The 21,340-nt window shown below is 63.5% G+C and carries 22 protein-coding genes and 1 riboswitch; of the genes, 9 read left to right on the top strand and 13 right to left on the bottom strand.

The genetic code is table 11. The annotated features are described in order from the left end of the window. Positions 1-175: 175 nt before the first annotated feature. From Q362_RS20120 to Q362_RS0109950, 8 genes are all read right to left on the bottom strand, one after another. Positions 176-811, bottom strand: a complete 636-nt coding sequence (locus Q362_RS20120; protein ID WP_169737401.1) for an MlaC/ttg2D family ABC transporter substrate-binding protein — start codon at positions 809-811, stop codon at positions 176-178. Between the two features lie 51 nt (positions 812-862). Continuing rightward, positions 863-1,669 carry an MlaA family lipoprotein gene (locus Q362_RS20115; protein WP_051554072.1) on the bottom strand — a complete coding sequence of 269 codons (807 nt, stop codon included), beginning with the start codon at positions 1,667-1,669 and terminating at the stop codon, positions 863-865. Positions 1,670-1,684: 15 nt separating this feature from the next. After that, positions 1,685-2,134, bottom strand: coding sequence for an outer membrane lipid asymmetry maintenance protein MlaD (gene mlaD, locus Q362_RS0109975; protein ID WP_028318571.1), 450 nt, complete (start codon positions 2,132-2,134; stop codon positions 1,685-1,687). 12 nt (positions 2,135-2,146) lie between these two features. Continuing rightward, the gene (locus tag Q362_RS0109970; RefSeq protein ID WP_051554067.1) at positions 2,147-2,947 is read right to left on the bottom strand and encodes an ABC transporter ATP-binding protein; all 801 of its coding nucleotides are present in this window, start codon (positions 2,945-2,947) and stop codon (positions 2,147-2,149) included. Next, positions 2,944-3,774: an MlaE family ABC transporter permease gene (locus Q362_RS0109965; RefSeq protein ID WP_051554082.1), complete on the bottom strand. Its 831-nt coding sequence runs from the start codon at positions 3,772-3,774 to the stop codon at positions 2,944-2,946. The genes Q362_RS0109970 and Q362_RS0109965 overlap by 4 nt, the downstream gene beginning before the upstream one ends. Positions 3,775-3,890: 116 nt before the next feature. After that, positions 3,891-4,256, bottom strand: a complete 366-nt coding sequence (locus Q362_RS24985) for a PilZ domain-containing protein (RefSeq protein WP_028318568.1) — start codon at positions 4,254-4,256, stop codon at positions 3,891-3,893. A 385-nt stretch (positions 4,257-4,641) separates the two neighbouring features. Then, positions 4,642-5,091, bottom strand: coding sequence for a GtrA family protein (locus Q362_RS24070; protein WP_051554065.1), 450 nt, complete (start codon positions 5,089-5,091; stop codon positions 4,642-4,644). After that, positions 5,088-6,017 (bottom strand): glycosyltransferase family 2 protein, encoded by a 930-nt coding sequence (locus Q362_RS0109950; RefSeq protein ID WP_035216291.1) that lies wholly within the window; start codon positions 6,015-6,017, stop codon positions 5,088-5,090. The genes Q362_RS24070 and Q362_RS0109950 overlap by 4 nt, the downstream gene beginning before the upstream one ends. Positions 6,018-6,307: 290 nt before the next feature. Here Q362_RS0109950 and Q362_RS0109945 point away from each other — a divergent pair, with 290 nt between their 5' ends. From Q362_RS0109945 to Q362_RS20100, 6 genes are all read left to right on the top strand, one after another. After that, complete coding sequence (locus Q362_RS0109945) at positions 6,308-7,732, top strand: hypothetical protein (protein WP_028318566.1); 1,425 nt, start codon at positions 6,308-6,310, stop codon at positions 7,730-7,732. Between the two features lie 132 nt (positions 7,733-7,864). Further along, on the top strand, positions 7,865-8,953 hold the full coding sequence (locus Q362_RS20105; RefSeq protein ID WP_051554063.1) for a lactate/malate family dehydrogenase: 1,089 nt from the start codon (positions 7,865-7,867) through the stop codon (positions 8,951-8,953). Next, on the top strand, positions 8,943-9,269 hold the full coding sequence (locus tag Q362_RS0109935; protein WP_028318565.1) for an ACT domain-containing protein: 327 nt from the start codon (positions 8,943-8,945) through the stop codon (positions 9,267-9,269). Before Q362_RS20105 ends, Q362_RS0109935 begins: the two co-directional genes overlap by 11 nt. A 133-nt stretch (positions 9,270-9,402) precedes the next feature. Continuing rightward, positions 9,403-10,494, top strand: a complete 1,092-nt coding sequence (locus Q362_RS0109930; RefSeq protein ID WP_028318564.1) for a TOBE domain-containing protein — start codon at positions 9,403-9,405, stop codon at positions 10,492-10,494. An 82-nt stretch (positions 10,495-10,576) separates the two neighbouring features. Continuing rightward, on the top strand, positions 10,577-10,969 hold the full coding sequence (locus Q362_RS0109925) for a cytochrome c3 family protein (RefSeq protein ID WP_028318563.1): 393 nt from the start codon (positions 10,577-10,579) through the stop codon (positions 10,967-10,969). 307 nt (positions 10,970-11,276) lie between these two features. After that, positions 11,277-14,123, top strand: coding sequence for a hybrid sensor histidine kinase/response regulator (locus tag Q362_RS20100; protein WP_051554061.1), 2,847 nt, complete (start codon positions 11,277-11,279; stop codon positions 14,121-14,123). Positions 14,124-14,137: 14 nt separating this feature from the next. Here Q362_RS20100 and Q362_RS0109915 read toward each other — a convergent pair whose 3' ends face one another. Next, positions 14,138-15,667: a YifB family Mg chelatase-like AAA ATPase gene (locus Q362_RS0109915; RefSeq protein ID WP_028318562.1), complete on the bottom strand. Its 1,530-nt coding sequence runs from the start codon at positions 15,665-15,667 to the stop codon at positions 14,138-14,140. Then, positions 15,652-16,419 (bottom strand): tRNA1(Val) (adenine(37)-N6)-methyltransferase, encoded by a 768-nt coding sequence (locus Q362_RS0109910; protein ID WP_169737400.1) that lies wholly within the window; start codon positions 16,417-16,419, stop codon positions 15,652-15,654. The genes Q362_RS0109915 and Q362_RS0109910 overlap by 16 nt, the downstream gene beginning before the upstream one ends. 205 nt (positions 16,420-16,624) lie before the next feature. Between Q362_RS0109910 and queD the strand changes: the two genes are divergently transcribed. The 3 genes from queD (at position 16,625) to ribB (ending at position 18,743) form a co-directional block, all read left to right on the top strand. Continuing rightward, positions 16,625-16,993 carry a 6-carboxytetrahydropterin synthase QueD gene (queD, locus tag Q362_RS0109905; protein ID WP_028318560.1) on the top strand — a complete coding sequence of 123 codons (369 nt, stop codon included), beginning with the start codon at positions 16,625-16,627 and terminating at the stop codon, positions 16,991-16,993. After that, a complete protein-coding gene (locus tag Q362_RS0109900) occupies positions 16,986-17,654 on the top strand; it encodes a radical SAM protein (RefSeq protein WP_035216289.1) in 669 nt (222 codons plus the stop codon). The genes queD and Q362_RS0109900 overlap by 8 nt, the downstream gene beginning before the upstream one ends. A gap of 123 nt (positions 17,655-17,777) precedes the next feature. After that, positions 17,778-17,921, top strand: a riboswitch (FMN riboswitch). Positions 17,922-18,098: 177 nt separating this feature from the next. Continuing rightward, positions 18,099-18,743, top strand: a complete 645-nt coding sequence (gene ribB / locus Q362_RS0109895; protein ID WP_028318558.1) for a 3,4-dihydroxy-2-butanone-4-phosphate synthase — start codon at positions 18,099-18,101, stop codon at positions 18,741-18,743. Between the two features lie 62 nt (positions 18,744-18,805). Here ribB and Q362_RS0109890 read toward each other — a convergent pair whose 3' ends face one another. Genes Q362_RS0109890 through Q362_RS0109880 form a run of 3 tightly spaced genes read right to left on the bottom strand, consistent with a single transcriptional unit; the run spans position 18,806 to position 21,203 of the window. Beyond that, positions 18,806-19,459 (bottom strand): hypothetical protein, encoded by a 654-nt coding sequence (locus Q362_RS0109890; protein WP_211248476.1) that lies wholly within the window; start codon positions 19,457-19,459, stop codon positions 18,806-18,808. A gap of 15 nt (positions 19,460-19,474) precedes the next feature. Beyond that, positions 19,475-20,410 (bottom strand): S66 peptidase family protein, encoded by a 936-nt coding sequence (locus Q362_RS20095; protein ID WP_051554059.1) that lies wholly within the window; start codon positions 20,408-20,410, stop codon positions 19,475-19,477. Then, entirely contained in the window at positions 20,382-21,203 is an 822-nt protein-coding gene (locus Q362_RS0109880; protein WP_028318556.1) for a type III pantothenate kinase, read from the bottom strand. The genes Q362_RS20095 and Q362_RS0109880 overlap by 29 nt, the downstream gene beginning before the upstream one ends. Positions 21,204-21,340: the final 137 nt, after the last annotated feature.

Raw genomic sequence — 21,340 nt, 5'->3', positions numbered from 1 at the left:
TTTTCCGAGCAAGCGGAAAAATATACAAAAAAAAATACCATCCGCCAAGCAAAAAGAAAAACAGGGAGTATCCGGGAAAAACCAGCGGACACACCCTGCGTCAATTCGGTATAACAGGCGAAAATAGCGAGAAAAAAATAATGAGGGGAAGAACGCCGGCAGACGGGGCGTACCGTCAGCTCTTGTTGATATTCTTCTCCAGGTCGGCGATCTTTTCCTTGAGCTGCGCAACAAGGCCGGGGTAGCCATCCTTGCGCAGAATTTCACTGAACTGTTCCATATAGTTGCGAACGAGGCTCACGCCTTCGACCACAATGTCATAGGCCATCCACTGATCGTTCCGCAGCAGCATGATGTAGGAGATGGGAATGGATTTGTTTTCGTCAACCAGCAAGGTCTGCACTTCGGCCCGCTCTCCCCTGATTCTTTGCTGGAGATATTGGATGCGCTGCCCTGAATAGTCCTCGATCTTGCCGACATAGGCATACTGCAACAGTTGGGTGAACAGGGCCTCGAATTCCGCCTGCTCCTTCTCCGAAAGACTCCGCCACTGCTGACCGATCACGCGCTTGCTCATCTCCCGGAAGTCGAACCGTTCCCGGATCACGCCGATCATCCGGTTGCTCTGTTCCTGCCTAGGCATGTGCTTCAGTCCCGGATCAGACAGGGTTGTGGTCACCTTGTCGAGGAAAGGACGGAGTTGCTCGGTGGGATCGGGTGCCGCCGAAACGGTCGTCTGGCTGCATACCACCGCCCCAAAAACCATGAAACAGGAGAAGAGAAACGAGATGATTGAATTTCTGCGTCGCATACTGCACCACGCACCCAACCGGATGCACATGTTTATTTTTTGATATATCGACTATTTTGAATGATTGGAGTGATCGTACTGCTTGCTGCGCATCTGATAATAGCCATTGCGGAACGCCACATAGGAGTCAAAACTCATGGATTTGATCTCCACATACTCGCCAAGATGCAGGGAGGTGCGGTTGATCGTTCTGGTCCCCTGGGCGGTAGCCGTGGTGAGCGTGTCGTCGTTCCAGGGAGAATAGGAAGCCGAAGCGATTCCATCAACCACCACACCGGAAAAATCCCGCACGGTCGAAGGGCCGATCAGGGGGACAACCAGATAAAAACCGTCTCCCACCCCCCAAACCGACAGGGTTTCGCCAAAGCTGGCATAAATAGGCGCGATCCTGAATTCGTCACCGGCAGGATCAGCCAAGCCGAACACCCCGAAAATACTGTTGATGAGAAAACGTCCCAGGGTCAGACCGGCATCACGGAATCTTCCCTGCAAAAGGCAATTGGCCGACCGAACCGGCTCGCCGAGATTGTAAAAAAAGTTCCCGATGCATCCCCGGATATCAACGGGCAACAGCTTGCTGTACCCCGTAGCCACCGGCTCCAGCACCCAGAGATACAGCCTGTCGTTCACCGTGAACATCGCCCGGTTGAAAGGCTCGATGGGATCGGCCACCTGCACGTCGCCCGTCGGCTTCTCGTAGCTTTCATCGCTGAGAAAATCAACCGAGCCGGCAACCTCGCCATAGCCCACTTCACCGCCGAGTTCTGCGGCCTCGGCCAAACTGGTCCCGGAAAGCACCATGCCGACCACGGCAAGCAACAGGCAGAGGCGCCTGAGATGGCCTTTCATGCACTCCATGTCACTCATCCTTTGCTATTTGACCTGGCCGAAGGCAAATTTCGAGATCAGGGATTCCAGATCCACGGCCGATTCGGTATCGACAATGGTCTCTCCGGGTTTGTAGTTCGACTCATCCCCGCCCAGGGTGATCAGGATATATTTGTCGCCGATGATCCCCTGCGATTTGACCGAGGCCACCGAATCCACCGGCACGGCAACGGCACGATCGATCTGCATGTTGACCACCGCCAGTTTCTCGTCGTTCAGGGAAAGCCCGCGGACCTTGCCCACGACCACGCCGGCGATCTGTACGTCCGCACCGGCCTTGACACCCGAGATGTTGTTGAATTCCGCATTGATCGCATAGGTTGACGATTCGGTCACCCACGGCACCTCGCCCAATCGCAGGGCCAGCCACCCCAGGGCGAGGAAACCGCCGATCAGAAAAAAACCGACTACTATCTCCATACGGGAATTGCCCATATTGCTCCTCCTCTATCCCTCCCGGGCCTCCTGCCCCATGACCTGCCGGGCAAACTCGCGAATCTTGGGTTTGGTCGAATAGGGGATCCGGGAGGCCTCGGAGAAAACATCCAGTTCGCCCTTATTCAACAAAATGATCTGATCGGCAAGGGTAAAGATCTGGGGGATGTCATGACTGACGATCACCGCCGTATATCCCAACCGTTGCTGGGTCCGGGTAAAGAGTTCGTAGATTTCCCTGGTCATGACCGGATCGAGACCGGTCGTGGGTTCATCGAACAGAACGATCTCCGGGTCCAGTTGCAAGGCTCTGGCCAAGCCGACCCGTTTTTTCATGCCGCCGCTCAATTGGGCCGGAAATTTTTCCTCATGACCGGTCAGTTCGAGCTGGTCGAGGGTGGCGGCGACCCGCTGCCGTATCTCCTCGCTGGAAAGCTTTGTTCGTTCCCGCAGGGGCAAGGCGATATTTTCAAAGACGGTCAGCGAATCGAACAGTGCCACCCCCTGAAAGAGGACACCGAACAGCATGCGCACCTCCTGCAGAGCCCGGTAGCCCATGGCGGCGATATCACGATCACCGACCAGCACCTGGCCGGCGTCCGGCTTGAGCAGGCCGAGGATCAGCTTGAGGATCACGCTCTTTCCCTGACCGCTCCCGCCGGCAATGACCGTTGTCCTGCCCTTGGGCACCGAAAAACTCACCCGGTCGAGGACGAGATGCCGCCGCTTGCGCTCGCCAAACGACTTACTCACCTCGACAAAGCGGATGGCGGCCGGTTCGGCATCCAGAGGAGCGTTCTCCACGCCGCTCATAGCAGGACCGCCGTGAGGAGGTAATCAAAGACCAGGACCGCTATCGACGACATGACCACTGCCTGGGTCGTGACAGTGCTGACGCTCTCGGCGCCAAAACCTGCGCCGCGAATTTTCTGGACGAAATAGCCGCGGCCGGTGCAGATCCACACCAGCAGCAGGGCGAATACAAAGGATTTGACCACCCCCAGCCTGAGATCGTGATTGGTCACGCTTTGCTGCATGCCGGCAAAAAAGGCACCGCCGTTGACGCCCATCAGCTTGACGCCAGCCAGATACCCGCCCAGGATACCGACCACGTCAAAGACCGCCGTCAGCAACGGCACCGAAATCAGAGCCGCCAGGAATTTCGGGGAGATAAGATAGCGGAAAGGATCGATGGCCATGCATTCCAGGGCATCGATCTGTTCCGAAATCCGCATGATGCCGATTTCGGCGCACATCGCCGACCCGGCCCGGCCGGCCACCATCAGCGCGGTGAGCACCGGCCCCAATTCCATGATCAGGGTCAGGGAAACCGCGGATCCCAGCATTCCCTCGGCGCCGAACTTGTGCAGGGAGTAATATCCCTGCAATCCCAGCACCATGCCCGAGGAAAGCGCGGTGAAGAAAATAACGGTGATCGATCCCGCCCCGATGAACCCAACCTGCTTGACCAGTTCTCTGAAGCGAAAGGGATGCTTGCACAACCCCACCAGGGAGAAATACAAAAAAATGCCCATCCGGCCGAGATCGGTCAGGACATAGAGAACCTGGTCGCCGATCCCGCCAACAAAGCGGAGAATTGCCGAAGGCTGTCGTTGTTGTTCTTGGTTCTCTTGGTTCATCACAATACAGTGACCGCTCCGGTCGATCATCTCCGCCAAACCGACCCTTCCATACGTACAAGAAGCGCCTTCCCGCAACCGAACGGGAACGCTTTGCGCTTTTTCTCGTGTCGAATTCAGCAGGCGGAAAAGGATTTCGGGACAAAGTGCTCAAGAAAATGTTCGGCCACACCCATCGGATCGTCGGAAGAGTAGAGAATCATGGTTTGAAGAAACATGAAACTGTCGTCTTCCATGCCCGTGAAACAGATCCCGACGCCATCCTCCTCCCTCCTGCGGACCATGCCGGAGAAGGTGAGAATGAGACTGGAACGGCGTCCGGTTTCATGGAGTTCCAAACGGCAGTCCTGGCCCACGGGAAGATCGGGCGCACCCTCGACGAAAAGGCCCCCCAAACTGAGATTTCTTACCGGAAACTGCCCTTGCAGTTTCCCCTGGCTGTACACCTTGACGCTTCGGGTAAAAATCACCCGGATATCCATTCGTTTTTCTGGGGTGAAGACCAATGGTCCCGCTATCGTCATGCCCGACCCTGTACGGAAATTTTTCCTTTTTTGCCGTTCAGTATCGCATCCATGCGAACATCTGGCAAGCAGAATTCACTTTTTGTAAGTCATTTCACCGCCTCCTCGTTCCGATTCGCCCCGGTTTCTCACGAAAAACGCTTGTCAGGCGCCGCATAGGTCCCTAGGTCCGGCGCGTTGGTTCCGGCCAACAGGCCGCCTGTATCGGTGGGGGCATGCTCCAGTCGCGCAGGGAAAAGAGGGGTGTGCCGCACACCGGGTGGCCCGGCATGCGGCACGGGGAAGGACATGCATGGGCCGGGAGAGGGCCGGCCGGGGATCCGGCCGTCGTCGTAGGCTCGCTTCAAGTTGGCTGGTCCGCGTCCCCGGTTTTCCTGAAGACCATCCGCCGGGAAAGGACGAAATTGGCGGACAGGCCGGCAAGCGATCCACCCGCCACCGCGAGTGCGGGATGAACGGCGGCGGCGGGGAAGATGAAGACGAGGAGGAGGTAGGTGCCGTTGTTGAGCAGCCAGCCGAGGGAATTGGCCAGCACGTAGCGGAGCCACTCGCGATGGACGGCCAGATTGCTGGCGCCGAAGGTATACCGCCGGTTCATCCACCAGGTGGCGGTGGCGGCGGCGGGAAAGGCGATCCCCTGCGCCCAGACCGGGCCGACGAAGCCCACCAGGATCTCGACCAGGCCGGCGTTGACGACAAACCCCGCCACGCCCACCAGGCTGAAGCGCCCCAACTGGCGCAGCAGGGCGCGGTCGCCCGCTGAAACAGCCGCGTGCCGTGTCCGGCCGCTCACCCTTCGATCACCGGAATGTTGAGGTAGCGCATCCGCTTGATCTCGCAGCGGCCGCGGGTGACGGTATCGAGAATGAGGCCGCAGGCCAGGCTGAGGAACCCCAGAATCATCATGCCCATCGACAACACCGCCGTCGGCAGGCGGGGCACCAGGCCGGTGGCGAGGAATTCGGCCAGGATGGGCAGCATCAGGATCACCGACGATCCGGCGAACAGGCCGGCGATCACCGAAAAGAACGGAATCGGTTTTTCGTTCTTGATCAGCTTGAGGATCATCCACAGGATGCGCAAACCGTCCTTGAAGGTGGAGAGCTTGCTGGCCGAACCTTCGGGCCGGTCCCGATAGGGGGTCTCGATTTCGGTGGTCGGCATGCGCAGGTGGAGGGCATGGACCGTCAGTTCGGTCTCGATCTCGAAGCCGTTGGCCAACGAGGGGAAACTCTTGACGTAGCGCCGCGAAAAGACCCGGTAGCCGGAAAGCATGTCTTTGAACCGGTCGCCGAAAATCCAGCGGACGATGCCGGTGAGCAGCCAGTTGCCGAACCGGTGCCCCGGCCGGTAGGCCTCGCGGATGGCGGTCACCCGGGCGCCGTTGACCATGTCCAATTGCTGGTCGAGCAGGCAGCGGATCATCGCCGGCGCGGTGCCGGCGTCATAGGTGGCGTCGCCGTCCACCAGCACGTAGATGTCGGCCTCGATGTCGGCGAACATGCGGCGGACCACGTTGCCCTTGCCCTGGAGGGGTTCGGACCGGACAAGGGCGCCGGCCGCCCGGGCCACCGCGATGGTGTTGTCGCGCGAATTGTTGTCGTAGACGTAGATCCTGGCATCGGGCAGCACGCGCTGAAAATCGCGGACCACCTGGCCCACGGCGGCCTCTTCGTTGTAGCAGGGGATCAGGACGGCGGTTCTCAGGGATTTGTTCATGCGGCCTGGCGGTCGGACCGGGCATACGGCCAAAAGGAGGGCCGGACGCACGCCGTCGTCCAAGATTGTTGCTCCGAAATGGAGGCGCGGTACCGTCGGCGGCAGCGCCTTCCCTCGTTCTTTAACGGAGAATTACCAGCCATCGGTTTGGATCCGGTTAAAAAACGGTTACAATTCTCCGGGCCGTTTCCTCATCGTTTCCTGACCGTCCGCTAACCGATTACTCATCCGTACCTGTTCCTGTTGCCGGATCCCGATCAACATCCATGGCATCCCGAGACGAGCGCCCCATGCCCCCCACCGACACCGTGCCCCACCCCACCGCTCCGGCCCCGTCAATCGGCCGTAGCGCCGCTTTCCGCCTCCTTGTCCGATCGCTGTGCCTGGCCGCCGGCCTGGCCGTCCTCCTCGCCCCGGCCCTGTGGAACGGTTTCGCCCTCATCTTCCACGATACCGGCGGCTATGTCCGGGCGGCCATGGAAATGCGGCTCATTCCCGGCCGGTCCCTGGTCTACGGCCTCTTTCTCCAGGCCACTTCCCTGGACTGGCGGACCCTGTGGGGACCGGTGTTGGTGCAGTCGGCGGCGACCCTCTGGCTCATCCATCTCCTCCTTCGCTGCCACGGCCTGCCCGCCGGGCCGCCGGCCCTGACCCTCGTCGGCATCGGCCTGGCCGGCTTGACCGGCATTTCCTGGTACAGCGCCCAGTTGATGCCCGACATCTTGGCCCCCCTGACGGTGCTGGCCCTGTGGCTCCTTGCCGTTCATCGGTCCCGGCTGCGTCGTCCGGAACAGGCCGGCCTTGTCGGTCTCGCCCTGTTGGGGGTGCTCGCGCACATGTCCTGCCTGGCCCTGGGGCTGGGATTGACCATGGTCATCCTGGCGGCGCGGCTGCTCACCCGCCAGTGGCCGCTCCGGGTATGGGTGACGCCCCCCGTTGCCGTGATGCTCGCAGGTCTCGTGCTCATGCCGCTGCTGCATTTCTCCCTCACCGGCAAGGCCGGTTACACCCCCGGCGGATCAATTTTTCTCTTCGGCCGGCTGGTACAGGACGGTCTTGTCCAACGCTGGCTGGCCGAGCACTGTCCGGCTCCGAACATTCACCTCTGCGGTCTGCAACATCGCCTGCCGGCCACTGCCGACGAATTTCTCTGGACCAATGAATCGGCCTTCCAGGATCTCGGCGGCTGGCTGGGCGAATCCGAACCCGAACTCAAACGGTTGACCGCAGCGGCCGTGACCGCCTATCCGGGCATGACCGCCTGGACGACCCTGCGCTCCACCGCCCAACAGATGATCAAGGTCGCCACCGGCGATGCCCTGGACGAAGGCCATTACGACAGCCGTGGCTATCTCCTCTCCCATCTCTCCCACCTCGCCCCTTCCTTCACCGCCGCCCGCCAACAGCGGGACGCCATCAGCCGCGCCCTGTTCGACAGCCTGAACCTCGTCCACGAACCGGTCGCCCTGGCCTCGCTGTGCGCATTGCCGTTGCTTGCTTTCCGGACCATGCGCCGGCGTCGCCACGATCTCGCGGGACTGGCCCTGTTCGTACTCCTGGCCTTGCTGGGCAACGCCTTCATCTGCGGCGCCCTGTCCAATCCCCATGACCGCTACCAGAGTCGTCTGGTCTGGCTGGCGCCCCTGGTGGCGGGCATGGCGATGACGGCAACCTGGCGCCCACGTTGCCGCCGATGCTCCCAAACCTCCCTTTAATGCACATCTTTACGCGGCCCATCTCAAAAAAGACCTTGCCGCGCCGGTCCGTCCCGGTACAATAGCTTTCTGTTGTTTGCCGGAAAACGATCGCCCCGGGCGCTTCTTTTCCACCGAAACAGGAGAGACTGCATGGATGTCAGCATTGTCGGGGCCAGCGGCGGATGCGGCCGGGAAATCGTCACCCAGATCGTGCAGCAGCGGTTGCTGGAAAACCGGGAAATCCTGCAACTGGTGGGCAGCAACCCCCGTTCCAGGCGGCCGCACCTGCTCCACGGTTTCCGGGCCGATCTCCAGGACGCCTACGCCGAAATCGTTCCCGAACTCAATGTCACCGACGATCCGGAACGGATCATCGGCGACGTGGTGGTGATCACCGGCGGCCGGACCTTTTCCACCGCTCCCGCCGAAATCGGGTCCGCCTCGCGCGACATGCTCGCCAGGGCCAATGTCGAGGTGTTCGAGCGGTTCGCCCGCTCCCTGGCCCGCACCCGCAGCGCAGACCCGCCGGTGGTGATCGTCGTCACCAATCCGGTCGAGTTGGGCGTGGCCATCTTTGCCCGCTTCCTGCCCCGAACCCATGTGATCGGCATGGGCGCCTTCTCGGATTCGTCCCGCTTCCGCTGGGAGATCGCCTCGGATCTGGGCATCCGGAGGCAGCGGGTGCGCGGCTTCATGCTCGGCGAGCACGGCAACGGCATGGTGCCGGTGTGGAGTTCGGTCCGGGTCCAGGGCATGACCGAGGCCGAATGGCGCCTGGTCGAACCGGGCCTGCGCCGGGGATTGCGCACCGAGGAATATCCGGAGGCCCTGCTCCGCCACCAGCGCGCCCTGATCGGGATGATCGGCTCGGACCCCGAGCACGGCGCGGTCCGGGCCCTGCGCTATGTCCGGGATCTGCCGCCCGACCTGCGGGTGCCGCTCAAGCCCTTTGCCATCCATTACACCGATGCCAAAACCCAAACCGCCACCGCCGCGGCCACGGTTGAACTGGTCAAGGCGGTGCTCGAGGGGCGCCGGGTCGAAATCTCGGCCCAGTTCATGCATGAAGGCGAAAACGGCCTCTTCGGTCCCTGCGGCGGCCGCCTGCTCCTGGCCGGCACGGTCCTGCGGGTGATGCCGGACCGGGACGAGATGACGTCCGCCGAACGCGCCCTGATCGAGCGGTCCGCCCGGGCGATCCGGGAAAAAATCAACGAATGGTGGCCCCATGACGAATGAACCCTCTCTGTGGCTGGTGGTGCTGACCACCAGGGATCATGCCGGCGACACCGCGGCCATTGCCTCGGTCTTTTCCGGCCGGGGCATCCAGATCGACAGCTTCATCGGCTTCGGTTCCAATCCCCAGGCCAGCGGCGAACCCCGGGGAAGGATCATGCTCACCTTTCATGCCTTCGCCGACCGCTGCCGTGCCCTCTGTCGGGTTTTGGCCAGCCTGGAAGCCGTGGCCGAGGTCCGCTGCCTCGCCGGGGAAGAAATCCCGGCGGAACTGTCAACGCAGGCGGCGGCGGTGAAACAACTGCTGGCAACGATGTGACTGTCCCTGCACCGCGCCTCCCGAAAACGGCCATGCCCAACACACCAAAAAGCTTCGGAAAGAATGCGGCGATCACCAGCCGGGTCGCCGGCAGCGGTCCATCATATCCTCATCGTCTTCCGGGGAGTGTTCGATGAGCACGTCCACGGCCGACAACTCCCCGCACCATCCGGCGGCAGTCTCCCCGGATCAGGTGGACACGTCCCTGCCGACCGAGGACGGCCCCTGCCTCGACACCGTCCAGCTCGCCCAACTGGAGCACTCCTTCCGCCGCTGGGTCGACGACACGCCCCGGCGCGACGTCCGGCTGGCCCGCCGCCGCATCCTGCTGGTTTTTCTCCTGATCCGCTACACCGGCGCCAAGCTCAACGAGATTCTCCAACTCGATCCCTTCACCGATATCGACGGCCAGACGGTCTGCATCCGCGATTGTGAAACCGAGGAAACCTGCACGCGCACCGTGGTCATTGCCGAGGCGCTCGGTCGGGAAATCGGGACGACGCTCCTCGACCCCGACTTTCGCCGCACCCTGGCCAACCGCTTTGCCGTGGATCCGGCCTTTGTCCGCCGCAAGTTTTATGAGCGCGCCGAGGCCTGCGGTTTTCCCAAGCATCTGGGCGGACCGGAGATGATCCGCCGGGCGCGGGCCGTGGAGCTGGTGCGCGGCAACATGCCCCTGCCGGCGGTACAGAAACTGCTCGGCCACGCCACCCCCAGCCTGACCGCCGCGCAGGTGTCCTTTTCCGAGGAGGAGCTGGGCCAGGTCACCCGACTGTTCATCGAACGGGAATCCTCGCGGAAGACGAGCGCCCGAAATTCCTTCTTCGGGAAGATCGTGGCCATCGAACCGGGCGATGTGCAGGCCCGGATCACCCTGGTCAACCTCGGCGGCCACCGGGTGGCCTCGATCATCACCCGTGAGAGCCTGGACCGGCTGGGCCTGCGGCCGGGACGGCTGATCACCGCCGAGGTCAAGGCCCCCTGGATCGTGCTGCACCGCGGGCAGACGCTCTCCGGATGCAGCGCCGACAACCGCCTGTTGGGGGAAATCGTGCGGATCAACCACGGTGCGGTGAGTTCGGAATACGTCGTCCGCCTCGACGATCACACGGAACTCTGCGCCCTCACCTCCACCAGCGACGGCGACGGTGCCGGTCTGGCCGTCGGCCAGCAGGTGTGGGCGGTCTTCAACGGTTTTGCGGTCATCCTGCATGCGGATGACTGAGTACGAAGGAAGCGCCGCGGGCATTTCCGGCCGTGGCGCCGTGTTCATTGGCTGTTCAACCAAAATGAGACAGGAGGAAAACATGAAAAAAATACTGTTGTACGGCGTGGTGCTGCTGGGGTGCTGCACCGTGGGACTGACCGGTGCGGCCGTGGCCGCGGACAAGGGTCCGGCGGAGATGACCCTCACCTCGACCGTCGATCCCGCCCCCACCCCCAAGCCGGCCACCTTTCCCCATGCGGCCCACCAAAGCCGGCTGGAATGCGGGGCCTGCCACCACGCCAAGGGTGCGGACGGCAAGCAGATCGCCTACAGCGAGGGGCAGAAGATCGAAAAATGCGAATCCTGCCACAACAGCAAGGCCGGCATGCCGGACAAGATCAACACCTTCAAGAACGCGGCCCACACCCTCTGCCAGGGCTGCCATCGCAGCACCAAACCGGAACTGGCCAAATGTACCGTGTGTCATAAATAAACCCGGCACCATTGTTCCCTCGACCCGGACGGGCCGCGTCCCATAACGCGGCCCGTCCGGGTCGTCCGCCGGCCATCGCCCCAGGCGACGCGAAACGGTCGTCCGGCGGCCGGCCTCTTTCCTTGCAACCGTTCTTCCTTCCGTTCGAGGTTTCATTCGGCCACAGTGTGGCATGGTCACCGCCGGATGCGCCGGCGCGGAAAATCTATACTTTTCCCGTTGCCTCGGGTAGGATAGGCACCGTGGCGGCCGGCTCCGTCCCCCCCCTTCCTCCACGCGCCTTTTTCCTTTCCCACGGGAGAATGCCATGCGTCCCCTGTCCTCCGCCAACCGCATCTCCGCCACGACAGCGCTCATCTATCTCGTTGTCGCCGTTCTGTGGATCTGGTTCTCGGATCAGGCCACCTATGCCCTGTTCGGGGATGCGAGGACCGTTTCCAAGGTCCAGACCGTCAAGGGGTGGCTGTTCGTCTCGTTTTCGTCGCTGCTCATTTTCTTTATTTCCCACCGGGCGATCCGCCGCTATGAACGGGAACGGAATTCCTTTCAGGCCAACGAGCGGTTTCTGGCCAGCATCTTCCGGGCGGCGCCCACCGGGATCGGTATGGTCCGCAGCCGGATCATCCTGACGGCGAACGATCAGTTGTGCGCCATGACCGGTTACACGGCCGAGGAACTGATCGGCCGCAGCGCCCGCATCCTGTACCCCAGCGACGCCGAATACGAAACGGTCGGCACCGACAAATACCGCCAGATCGACCGGTCCGGAACGGGAACGGTTGAAACCCGGTGGCAGCGGAAAGACGGCGTGCTCATCGACGTGCTCCTGAGCTCAACCCCCATCCAGGTCGGCAATCTGGAGGCCGGCGTCACCTTCACCGCCGTGGACATCACGGCGTCGAAACAGGCGGAAATGGCGGTGCGGGCAAGCGAGGAGCGGTACAGGGGCCTGATAGAACTGGCGGTCGACGGCATCCTGCTCACCACGCACGAGGGCATCATCACCGAGAGCAACAGCTCGATGTGCGCCATGCTGGGCATGGAACGCGCCAGCCTCATCGACAGGCATCTCGGCGCCCTGCCCTTCACCCCGGAAAGCGTGGCCAAGACCCCTTTCCGTCTCGAACTCCTGCACCGGAGCGAGATCGTGCTCAGCGAACGCGACCTGGTCCGGCCGGACGGATCGCTCATCTCCGTTGAAATGCGTACCAAGATGATGCCCGACGGTTCCTGCCAGTCGATCTTCCGCGACATCACCGAACGCAAGCGTACCGAGCAGGCCCTGCGGGAAAGCCGGGAAAAATTCGCCCTGGCCTTTGCCCATGTTCCCGATTCCATCAACATCACCCGTCTGTCGGACGGCGTCTTTGTGGAGACCAGCAAGAGTTTTACTGGCATGACCGGCTACACCCGCGAGGAGGTCATCGGCAAGACCTCGCTCGAATTGAACATGTGGCACGATCCCGCTGACCGGCAGCGCGTATTCGAAGCCATGCAAACGTACGGCTGCTGCGACAACCTCGAGGCCGTGTTCCGCCGCAAGGACGGCGACCTCAGAACCGGCCTGCTGTCGGCACGGCTCCTGATGCTGAACGACGAGCCCCACATCATTTCCATCACCCGCGACATCAGCCAGTTAAAGCAGGCCGAGGCCGACCTGCACCGGCTGAAGGTGGCCATCGAGCAGGCCGGCGAGGTCATCGTCATCACCGACACGGCCGGCAACATCCAATACGCCAACCCGGCCTTTACCCGGATCACCGGTTACACCGTCGAGGAGGTCCTCCTGCACAACCCGCGCATCCTCAAGAGCGGCGAACACGACGAGGCCTTTTACCGTGGCATGTGGCAGACCATCACCTCGGGCCGGACCTGGACCGGACGGCTGGTCAACAGGAAAAAGGACGGCTCCCTCTACACGGAGGAGGCCACCATCTCGCCGGTGTTCGACCCGCAAGGCGTCATTGTCAATTTCGTGGCGATCAAGCGCGACATCAGCGCCCAGCTCAAGCTGGAGGCCCAGTACCGTCAGGCGCAGAAAATGGAATCGGTCGGCCGGCTCACCGGCGGGGTGGCCCACGATTTCAACAACATCCTGGCGGTGATCATCGGCTATGCCGAAATGGCCCTGGAAAAAACGGACCCCGGCCAGATGGTCCACGCCGATCTGAAAAAAATCCACGAGGCGGCCCTGCGCTCCACCGACATCGTCCGGCAGCTGCTGGCCTATTCCCGCAAACAGCACATCACCCCGCGGACCATGGATCTCAATCGGGTCGTGGCCGGGATCCTGCAGATGCTGCGGCGGCTCATCGGCGAGGACATCGAACTGGTGTGGATACCGAATCCCGTTCTGCCGCCGATCAAGATGGATCCCGCCCAGATCGACCAGATTCTGGCCAATCTCTGCGTCAATGCCCGCGATGCCATCGACGAGACCGGCACGATCACCATCCGCACCGGCCGCGTCTTTCTCGACGAGGCCCGGTGCGCCGAGCATCCCGGCGCCGAACCGGGGGACTACGTCGTACTCACGGTTGCCGACAACGGCTGCGGCATGGAGCCGGAACTGCTCGACAAGATCTTCGAACCGTTCTTCACCACCAAGGAATTGCTCGGGACCGGACTCGGACTGGCCACCGTCTACGGCATCGTCCAACAGAACGCGGGCATCATCGAGGTCGCGAGCACGCCCGGTCAGGGGACGACCTTCTCCATCCACCTGCCCGTTCCCACCGACGGCATCGTCCAGGAGAAGCACGATCAGGCCGGACTGACCGCGCCGGGACACGGGGAAACCATTCTCCTGGTCGAGGACGATCCGGGCATTCTGGGATTGGGTCGGTCCATGCTGAAAAAACTGGGATACAGCCCCCTGACCGCCTCTTCGCCGGAGGCGGCCCTGCAACTGGCCGAACGCCACGACTGGATCGATCTGCTGATCACCGACGTGATCATGCCGGGGATGAACGGCAAGGAACTGGCCGACCGCCTGAGCGCGATGCACCCCGGCCTCCGCATCCTGTACATGTCGGGGTACACCGCCGATGTCATCGCCCATCACGGCGTGCTGGACGGGCGGATGCAGTTCCTTCAGAAACCTTTCACCCTCAAGGGACTGGCGGAGAAGATCAGGACGACGCTGGACGGGTGAGCGGGGCCGCCCCCCTAACCGTCCCACCGGAGGCGGCGGTACTGAATCGCCTCGGCCACGTGGCTGCGGTCCGGCATCTCGGCGCCGGCGAGGTCGGCGATGGTCAGGGCGATCTTGAGGATGCGGTGATAGGCCCGGGCGGAAAGGCCGAGCCGGGTGATCGACTGGCCGAGCAGGTCGGCCGAGGCGGAATCGAGGCGGCAGAATGTTTTCACGTCCTTGGCGCTCATCTGGGCATTGCAGTGGAGCCTGGCCCTGCCGGCAAACCGCTGGCGCTGGCGGCTCCGGGCCCGGTTGACCCGCTCGCGGATCGCCGCCGACGGTTCGCCCTCCGGCCGGCCGAGCAGTTCCTTCACCTGAACCGGCGGCACCTCGACGTGCATGTCGATGCGGTCCAAAAGCGGTCCGGACAGACGGCTGCGGTAGCGCTGGATCTGGAGCGGCGTGCAGGTGCAGGTCCGGACGCCGTCGCCGAGGAATCCGCAGGGGCACGGATTCATGGCCGCCACCAGCATGAAGCGGGCCGGGAACCTGAGGCTGGAGGCGGCCCGGGCGATGGTCACCGTGCCGTCTTCCAGCGGCTGGCGCAGCACCTCCAGCACATGTTTCTTGAACTCCGGCAACTCGTCGAGGAAGAGTACGCCGTTGTGGGCCAGGGACACCTCGCCGGGCCGCGGCACCTGGCCGCCGCCGATCAGGCCGGCATCGGAGACCGTATGATGCGGGGAACGGAAGGGACGGCTGACCAGCAGCGGTGTCTGTTCCGGCATGAGGCCGGCGGTGGAGAACACCTTGGTGGTCTCGATGGCCTCCTCCAGGGTCAGGTCGGGCAGAATGGTCGCCAGGCGGCGGGCCATCATGGTCTTGCCGGTGCCCGGCACGCCGGTTAGCAGGACATTATGTCCGCCGGCGGCGGCGATTTCCATGGCCCGCTTGGCGTATTCCTGCCCCTTGACGTCGGCGAAATCGACCGGATACCGGTCGTGTCGGGCAAAGAGATCGGCCGGATCGATGACCAGGGGGACGAGCGCGGCGCGGCCGGCGAGGAATGCCACCGCCTGGTCGAGCCGCTCCACCGGGTAGACGTCGAGCCCGTGGACAATGGCCGCCTCGGCGGCGTTGGCCGCCGGAACCAGGAAACGGCGCATCCCTTCCTGCTGCGCCGCCAGGGCCATGGGCAGGACGCCCGGCACCGGCCGTACCGATCCGTCCAGGGAAAGCTCGCCGGCTATGGCGGTGTCGTCGAGCAAGTTGCTGTGCAGAACGCCCGCCGCCGCCAGGATCCCCAGGGCCATGGGCAGGTCGTAGCCGGTGCCCTCCTTCTTCACCGCCGCCGGCGCCAGGTTGACCGTGATCCGGTGCTGGGGAAAGCTGTAGCCCGCATTCCTGATCGCCGCCCGCACCCGGTCCTTGGCCTCGCGCACCGCCCCCTCGGCCAAGCCTACGGTGGAAAAGGAGGGCAGCCCCTGGGCCAGGTCCACCTCCACCCGCACCAGAAGTCCGTCGACCCCGGTCACCGAGCAACCCATCACCTTGGCGAGCATGGGGCCGTCTCGTACAAAGCCTGCATGGCCGGGGTGTACCCACCGCCGCCGTGCTGATAAACGAACAGCGGCGCCAGGATGTCGACCTGCTCGCCCCCGTTTTTCCGTGCCTCGACCAGAACGAGGCTGGCCTGGTCCGCGCCGGGGTAGGAATAGACCGGTTGCAGCCGCTTGGGCGTCAACCGCTGGCCCTGGAGGGCGGCGAACAGCGCGTTGCAGCGCCTGGCCGGATAGACGAAGACCACCTGGCCCCGGTTCTTGACGGCAAACGCCGCCGCCCGGACGAAATCCTCGATCCCGCCGTGCAACTCATGGCGGGCGCGGGCCGCTTGGCTCTCCCGGTTCAACCGGCCGCTGTCCCTGCCGCCATAGGGGGGATTGCAGACGACCACGTCAAAGGATTCGGGGGGCAGCGAGGCGGCCATGGCGCAAACATCGCCCCGGAGGACAATGAAGCGATGCGCGAAACCGTTGCGCCGGACGTTTTCCTCGGCCAGGTCGGCCAATGCGTCCTGGATCTCCAGGCCGGCGACCGCGACGTCCGGATGGCGGAAGCACACAATTAGGCCGATGACGCCGCAGCCGCAGCCGAGATCGAGCACCCGCCGCCCAGGGCCGGGATCGACGAAGTGGGCCGCCAGAACCGCATCCACCGAAAAACGGTAGCCGTCGCGGTACTGGCGGCAGATCAACCGGCCGTCGAACAGGGTGTCGTCGGTCACTGCAGCGGGAGAAGAAGACGATTCCTGCACAAAATGGCTCCACCGATGAGGGTGCGGGGGGCCAACGGGCTGGCAGGACGGCGTCGTTCCTGCTACAGTACCCGTTCGCATCACGTTTCTGGACAGAACGACGATTCTGTTTACCATTTGCACGAGACGACGCGCAAGCGGCATTTCATCGTCCCGTGCTGCGCCATGACAAGCAAACACACCGAAGTATCGGCAAGGAAACACCATGGACGTTTTCATCCGCACCCATTTTTCCGGCGGCCACCACCTGCGGGCGTATCCGGGCAACTGCGAAAATCCCCACGGCCACAACTGGCAGATCAAGGTGACCGTACGGGCCGAACAACTCGACCACCTCGGCATGGGCATTGATTTCAAGGAGCTGAAAAAGACGGTCAACGCGGTGGTCGACGAACTCGATCACCGCGACCTCAATCAGCATCGGGCCTTTCGGGAAATCAACCCCTCCTCCGAACATATCGCCATCTACCTCTTCCGGCAGCTCGAACACCCCTTGCGCACCGGGCGCTACCGGCTCTACAGCGTCGAAGTGCGGGAAACCGAAACCAGCGGCGTGATTTACTACGGTGACTGAGCTGCTGCACATCTCGGAACTGTTCTATTCCATCCAGGGCGAATCGACCCGGGCCGGACTGCCCTGCCTGTTCGTCCGCCTGTCGGGCTGCAACCTGCGCTGCGCCTACTGCGACGCCAGCTATGCCTGGCAGGAGGCGGGCACACCGATGGCCGTGGCCGAAATCCTCGCCTGGGTCGGGCGCATCTCCGGCGTGCCGGTGGAAATCACCGGCGGCGAACCGCTGCTGCAGGAGGCGGTCTATCCGCTGATGCAGGCCCTGGTCCTAACCGGCCGCGAGGTGCTGCTCGAAACCAACGGCAGCCTGGCCCTCGACCGGGTGCCGGATGCGGTCGGCATCATCATGGACATCAAGTGCCCCGATTCCGGCATGGCCAGCCACAACCTGGCGGACAATCTGGAGGTGCTGCGCGACCGGCAGAAACGAGGCTGCCGCGACGAAATCAAGTTCGTCCTCAGCTCCGAGACCGATTTTCACTGGGCGCGGGGGATGGTCGCACAGGAAGGGCTGACCGCCTCGCCCCCCATCCTGTTTTCGCCGGTCCGGCCCCGGCTCGATCCCGCCGCACTGGCCCGGCTGCTGCTGGAGCACCGACTGCCCGTGCGCCTGCAACTCCAGTTGCACACCCTGCTCTGGCCGGAGAAGACCAGAGGCGCCTGACTTTTTCCGCAAGATTTTTTTTGTTTTCCACCGAGCATTGGCACCCCTCATCGTAGCGTGGCGACGTGCGCGACGGTTCCGCAAAATACCTGTTGTTGCCCCGTAGCGATTCCTTTATAGTGCGGCCATTCTCAGGGCAGGGTGCAATTCCCTACCGGCGGTAAGCCTGCAAGGCGAGCCCGCGAGCGCCTGCTCATCGAGCAGGGTCAAGCAGATCCGGTGCGACTCCGGAGCCGACGGTGACAGTCCGGATGGGAGAGAATACGGTTGACGGCAGAACCCTTGCCGGACCGCACGGCTTTTTTCGCCTGCGGTGCGCAGGGGCTGGCTCGGCTGCCCCACGCGGGCAGTTTGGGCCGCGCTCTGTCCGATGCCAGTAAACCGGCATGGGGCCGGTTGTTCCCGCACGCCCTGATTCTGGTCACTGATCCCACAGGAGGAACCATGAATCAGACCACCGACACGTCCCTTTTATCCCGCTTCGGCACTCCCAGACAACGGGTCGAAAACGCGCTGGCCGCATTGCAGCGAGGCCAGGGCCTGCTCCTGGTCGACGACGAGCACCGGGAGAACGAAGGCGATCTCATCTTCGCAGCCGAGCATCTCACCTCCGAGCAGATGGCGCTGCTCATCCGCGAAGGCAGTGGCATCGTCTGCCTGTGCCTGACGGACGAACAGGTCGGCCGGCTTGAGCTGCCGATGATGGTCGATCGCAACACCAGCCAGTACGGCACAGCCTTCACCGTCAGCATCGAGGCCCGCGAGGGCGTGACCACCGGCGTCTCCGCCCAGGACAGAGTCACCACCATCCGCACCGCCATCCAGGAGAACGCCCGGCCCGCGGACCTGTCGCGGCCGGGGCATGTGTTCCCGCTGCGGGCCCAGCCCGGCGGCGTGATGCAGCGGCGCGGCCATACCGAGGGCACCGTCGACCTGATGCAGTTGGCCGGACTCAATCCCGCCGGCGTGCTCTGCGAACTGACCAATCCGGACGGCACCATGGCCCGGCTGCCTGAAATCGTCGCCTTTGCCGAGCAGCATGCCATGCCGGTGCTGGCCATCGAGGACATCGTCGCCTACCGGCAATAGCAGAAAAACACGGGCCGGGACGAGCCATCGGCCCGGCCTGTCCTCCCTTTCCGAAACGGGAATCAGAACAGGGTGTAGCGGACGTGCCAGCCGCTGGCCAGGATGGTGCCCAGGACCGGGGATTTGATCTCGCGAGCCTGGAAGGCGTAGTCGTACTCGGCCAGCGCTGCGTACTGCTCGATGGCGGCAAGCTGTTTCATGCGCGCCCGCAGCAGTGGCAGGGGAATGCGGCGCCGGCCGATTTTGACCCGGTCCGGGCAGATGAGGAAGTCGGCGGCCCGCACCCGGTCGCAGAGGTAGACGGTGCGGAGGTCGGCATCGAAACGGCAGTGCAGTTCGTCAAGCCGGTTTTTGCCCAATTGGCTGAACAGCTCGCACCAGCGCAGTTCCCGATAGCGCCAGGTGAAGATAATTTTCTTGCGCCTGGCCAGCGCCGTCACCGGGCAGTCCATGGCGTTGACGGTCAGCAGCCGCTGCCGCAACTGGTCGAGCGACACCGGTTCGCCCTGTCCCCGGAAAAACCAGATCCTGCGCAGCAGCATGTTGGCTGCCGGCAGCAGTATCAGCAGCGCCAGCGCCAGCCAGAGGCAGACGGCCATGGCAAAGACGGGCGCCTCCAGCTTGGTGCGGAGCAACAGAAGCGGCACCAGGCTGACCAGGACACCGGCCAGCAGCAGCACAAGAAAGAACATGGTGAGGACGAAACGTCGCAGCATGGGCATGCACCTCCCTCAGGCCGGAGTCACCGAAGCGGCCAGCAACGCCAGCGTGCCGGTATCCGATTCCAGCACCGCCTCCATGCCGATGGGCAGGGCGAGATTGCGCTGCCGGTGGCCCACCGGGAAGCAGGCCCAGATCGGATAGCCGGGCGGCGCCAGTTCCAGCGCCCGCGTCCACACCGCCTCCTGGAGCCGCACATTGGCCAGATCGTCATGGCCGAGGTCGAAATCGCCGAGCACCAGCCCGGCCAGCCGCTGCAACCGTCCGGCCAGGGCCAGATGGGTCAGCATCCGGTCGAGCCGGCACAGAGGCTCGCCGGTATCCTCCAGCACCAGGATGCAGCCGTCCCAGGAGCATTCCCAGGGGGTGGCCAGGAGATGGACCAAAGTGGTCAGGTTGCCGCCGACCAGCCGGCCCCGGCCGGTGCCGCCGCGCAAAATCTCCACTCCCTTGGGCTTGAGCCGCTCCTCGAAGGTGCCGGTCAGCAGGGCGAAAAGCGAGGCCCTGCTCTGCTCGTCGCTCCGGGCAAGCGTGGCGGCCATCGGTCCGTGCACCGCGACCAGGCCGGCGCGGTCCACCAAAATATTCAGCAGCGCGGTCACATCGCTGAAACCGACGAGGAATTTGGGATGGCGCCGGAACAGGTCCCAATCCAGCAGTTCGATCATGCGCAGGCAGCCGTAGCCGCCGCGAATGGCCGCGATCGCCTTGATCTCCTCGTCGTGCCACAACTCGTGCAGGTGCGCGGCCCGTTGCTCGTCGCTGTCGGCCAGGTAGCCGTCCGCGGGCGTTGCCGGCCCCTGGATCTTGACCGCGAAGCCCAGTTCCTCGATCAGGCGGATTCCCGCCCGCAGCCGCTCGGCGTCGCGGACCGGGCCGGCCGGGCAGAACAGGCCGATGGTGTCGCCCCGGCGCAGTCTAGGCGGCAGAATCGGCTGACTGTTCATCCTTGCCCTTGCAGTTGAGCTGGTAAATCAGGCGCAGGCCGGTCAGGGTCAGGTCCAGGTCGATCTCGTCGATGGTGCTGGTGTAGGGCTTGATCAGACCGGCCATGCCGCCGGTGGCGATGGTTCTGGCCCGCTCCTGGTCCGGGGTCAGCTGTTGGCTGAGCACCTGCACCATCCGGTCGACCAGGCCGCCGAACCCGTACAGGGCCCCGGAATGGATGGCCTTGACCGTGGTGGTGCCGATGGGCTGGTCCGGGGTGACGTCGATGTCCAGGCGGGGCAGCTTGGCGGTGCGGGTAGCCAGGGCATCGAGGGAGATGCCGATGCCGGGATGGATGGTGCCGCCCACGTATTCGGGCACCCCGTTGACGCAGTCAAAGGTGATGGCCGTGCCGAAATCGATGACGATCAGCGGAACGTGATACCGCTCCCAGGCGGCCACGGCGTTGACGATCCGGTCGGCGCCGACCTCGGACGGGTTTTCGGTGGCCACCTTCATCCCCAGCTTGAGGGTGTGGGTGACAGCCAGGGGCGGCTGTCTGAGCTTGGTCAGGTAACTGCGGGCGAAATGGAGCCAGCTCGTCTCCAGGATCGGCACCACCGAGGCGATGATGAAGCCGGTGATCTTGTCCGGGTTGATGCCGGCCATCTGGAAGAGGCCGTGGTAGCGGATGGCCAGCTCGTCGGCGGTGCGGTCCTGGCGCGACTGCAACCGCCAACTGCCCATCAGTTGGCCTTTTTTGTAAATACCGCTCACGGTATGGGAGTTTCCGACATCCACGGCAAAGAGCATACGACACCTGTTTGGGTTGAGGAAGAAACGGTGAGATTTGTCTTTTTGCAAAAGCGCTGGTAAGATAGTCCAATTTATCCGTTTGGTCCAGCCCGAGTGGGTCCGGGCCTGCCCTGCGCCTGCATTTTCCGGAGAAC

This window comes from Desulfobulbus elongatus DSM 2908, assembly GCF_000621145.1.
In the GTDB taxonomy this organism is placed as follows: Bacteria; Desulfobacterota; Desulfobulbia; order Desulfobulbales; family Desulfobulbaceae; genus Desulfobulbus; species Desulfobulbus elongatus.
The sequence above is the reverse complement of the archived record's forward strand: the minus strand, read 5'-3'. Positions and strand labels throughout refer to the sequence as shown.

Excerpts from the sequence above, each read along its gene's own strand:
- Q362_RS20120 (WP_169737401.1), bottom strand. The coding sequence starts at position 811 with ATGCGACGCAGAAATTCAATCATCTCGTTTCTCTTCTCCTGTTTCATG.
- Q362_RS20115 (WP_051554072.1), bottom strand. The coding sequence starts at position 1,669 with ATGGAGTGCATGAAAGGCCATCTCAGGCGCCTCTGCCTGTTGCTTGCC.
- mlaD (WP_028318571.1), bottom strand. The coding sequence starts at position 2,134 with ATGGGCAATTCCCGTATGGAGATAGTAGTCGGTTTTTTTCTGATCGGC.
- Q362_RS0109970 (WP_051554067.1), bottom strand. The coding sequence starts at position 2,947 with ATGAGCGGCGTGGAGAACGCTCCTCTGGATGCCGAACCGGCCGCCATC.
- Q362_RS0109965 (WP_051554082.1), bottom strand. The coding sequence starts at position 3,774 with ATGAACCAAGAGAACCAAGAACAACAACGACAGCCTTCGGCAATTCTC.
- Q362_RS24985 (WP_028318568.1), bottom strand. The coding sequence starts at position 4,256 with ATGGATATCCGGGTGATTTTTACCCGAAGCGTCAAGGTGTACAGCCAG.
- Q362_RS0109950 (WP_035216291.1), bottom strand. The coding sequence starts at position 6,017 with ATGAACAAATCCCTGAGAACCGCCGTCCTGATCCCCTGCTACAACGAA.
- Q362_RS0109945 (WP_028318566.1), top strand. The coding sequence starts at position 6,308 with ATGCCCCCCACCGACACCGTGCCCCACCCCACCGCTCCGGCCCCGTCA.
- Q362_RS20105 (WP_051554063.1), top strand. The coding sequence starts at position 7,865 with ATGGATGTCAGCATTGTCGGGGCCAGCGGCGGATGCGGCCGGGAAATC.
- Q362_RS0109935 (WP_028318565.1), top strand. The coding sequence starts at position 8,943 with ATGACGAATGAACCCTCTCTGTGGCTGGTGGTGCTGACCACCAGGGAT.
- Q362_RS0109930 (WP_028318564.1), top strand. The coding sequence starts at position 9,403 with ATGAGCACGTCCACGGCCGACAACTCCCCGCACCATCCGGCGGCAGTC.
- Q362_RS0109925 (WP_028318563.1), top strand. The coding sequence starts at position 10,577 with ATGAAAAAAATACTGTTGTACGGCGTGGTGCTGCTGGGGTGCTGCACC.
- Q362_RS20100 (WP_051554061.1), top strand. The coding sequence starts at position 11,277 with ATGCGTCCCCTGTCCTCCGCCAACCGCATCTCCGCCACGACAGCGCTC.
- Q362_RS0109915 (WP_028318562.1), bottom strand. The coding sequence starts at position 15,667 with ATGCTCGCCAAGGTGATGGGTTGCTCGGTGACCGGGGTCGACGGACTT.
- queD (WP_028318560.1), top strand. The coding sequence starts at position 16,625 with ATGGACGTTTTCATCCGCACCCATTTTTCCGGCGGCCACCACCTGCGG.
- ribB (WP_028318558.1), top strand. The coding sequence starts at position 18,099 with ATGAATCAGACCACCGACACGTCCCTTTTATCCCGCTTCGGCACTCCC.
- Q362_RS0109890 (WP_211248476.1), bottom strand. The coding sequence starts at position 19,459 with ATGCTGCGACGTTTCGTCCTCACCATGTTCTTTCTTGTGCTGCTGCTG.
- Q362_RS20095 (WP_051554059.1), bottom strand. The coding sequence starts at position 20,410 with ATGAACAGTCAGCCGATTCTGCCGCCTAGACTGCGCCGGGGCGACACC.
- Q362_RS0109880 (WP_028318556.1), bottom strand. The coding sequence starts at position 21,203 with ATGCTCTTTGCCGTGGATGTCGGAAACTCCCATACCGTGAGCGGTATT.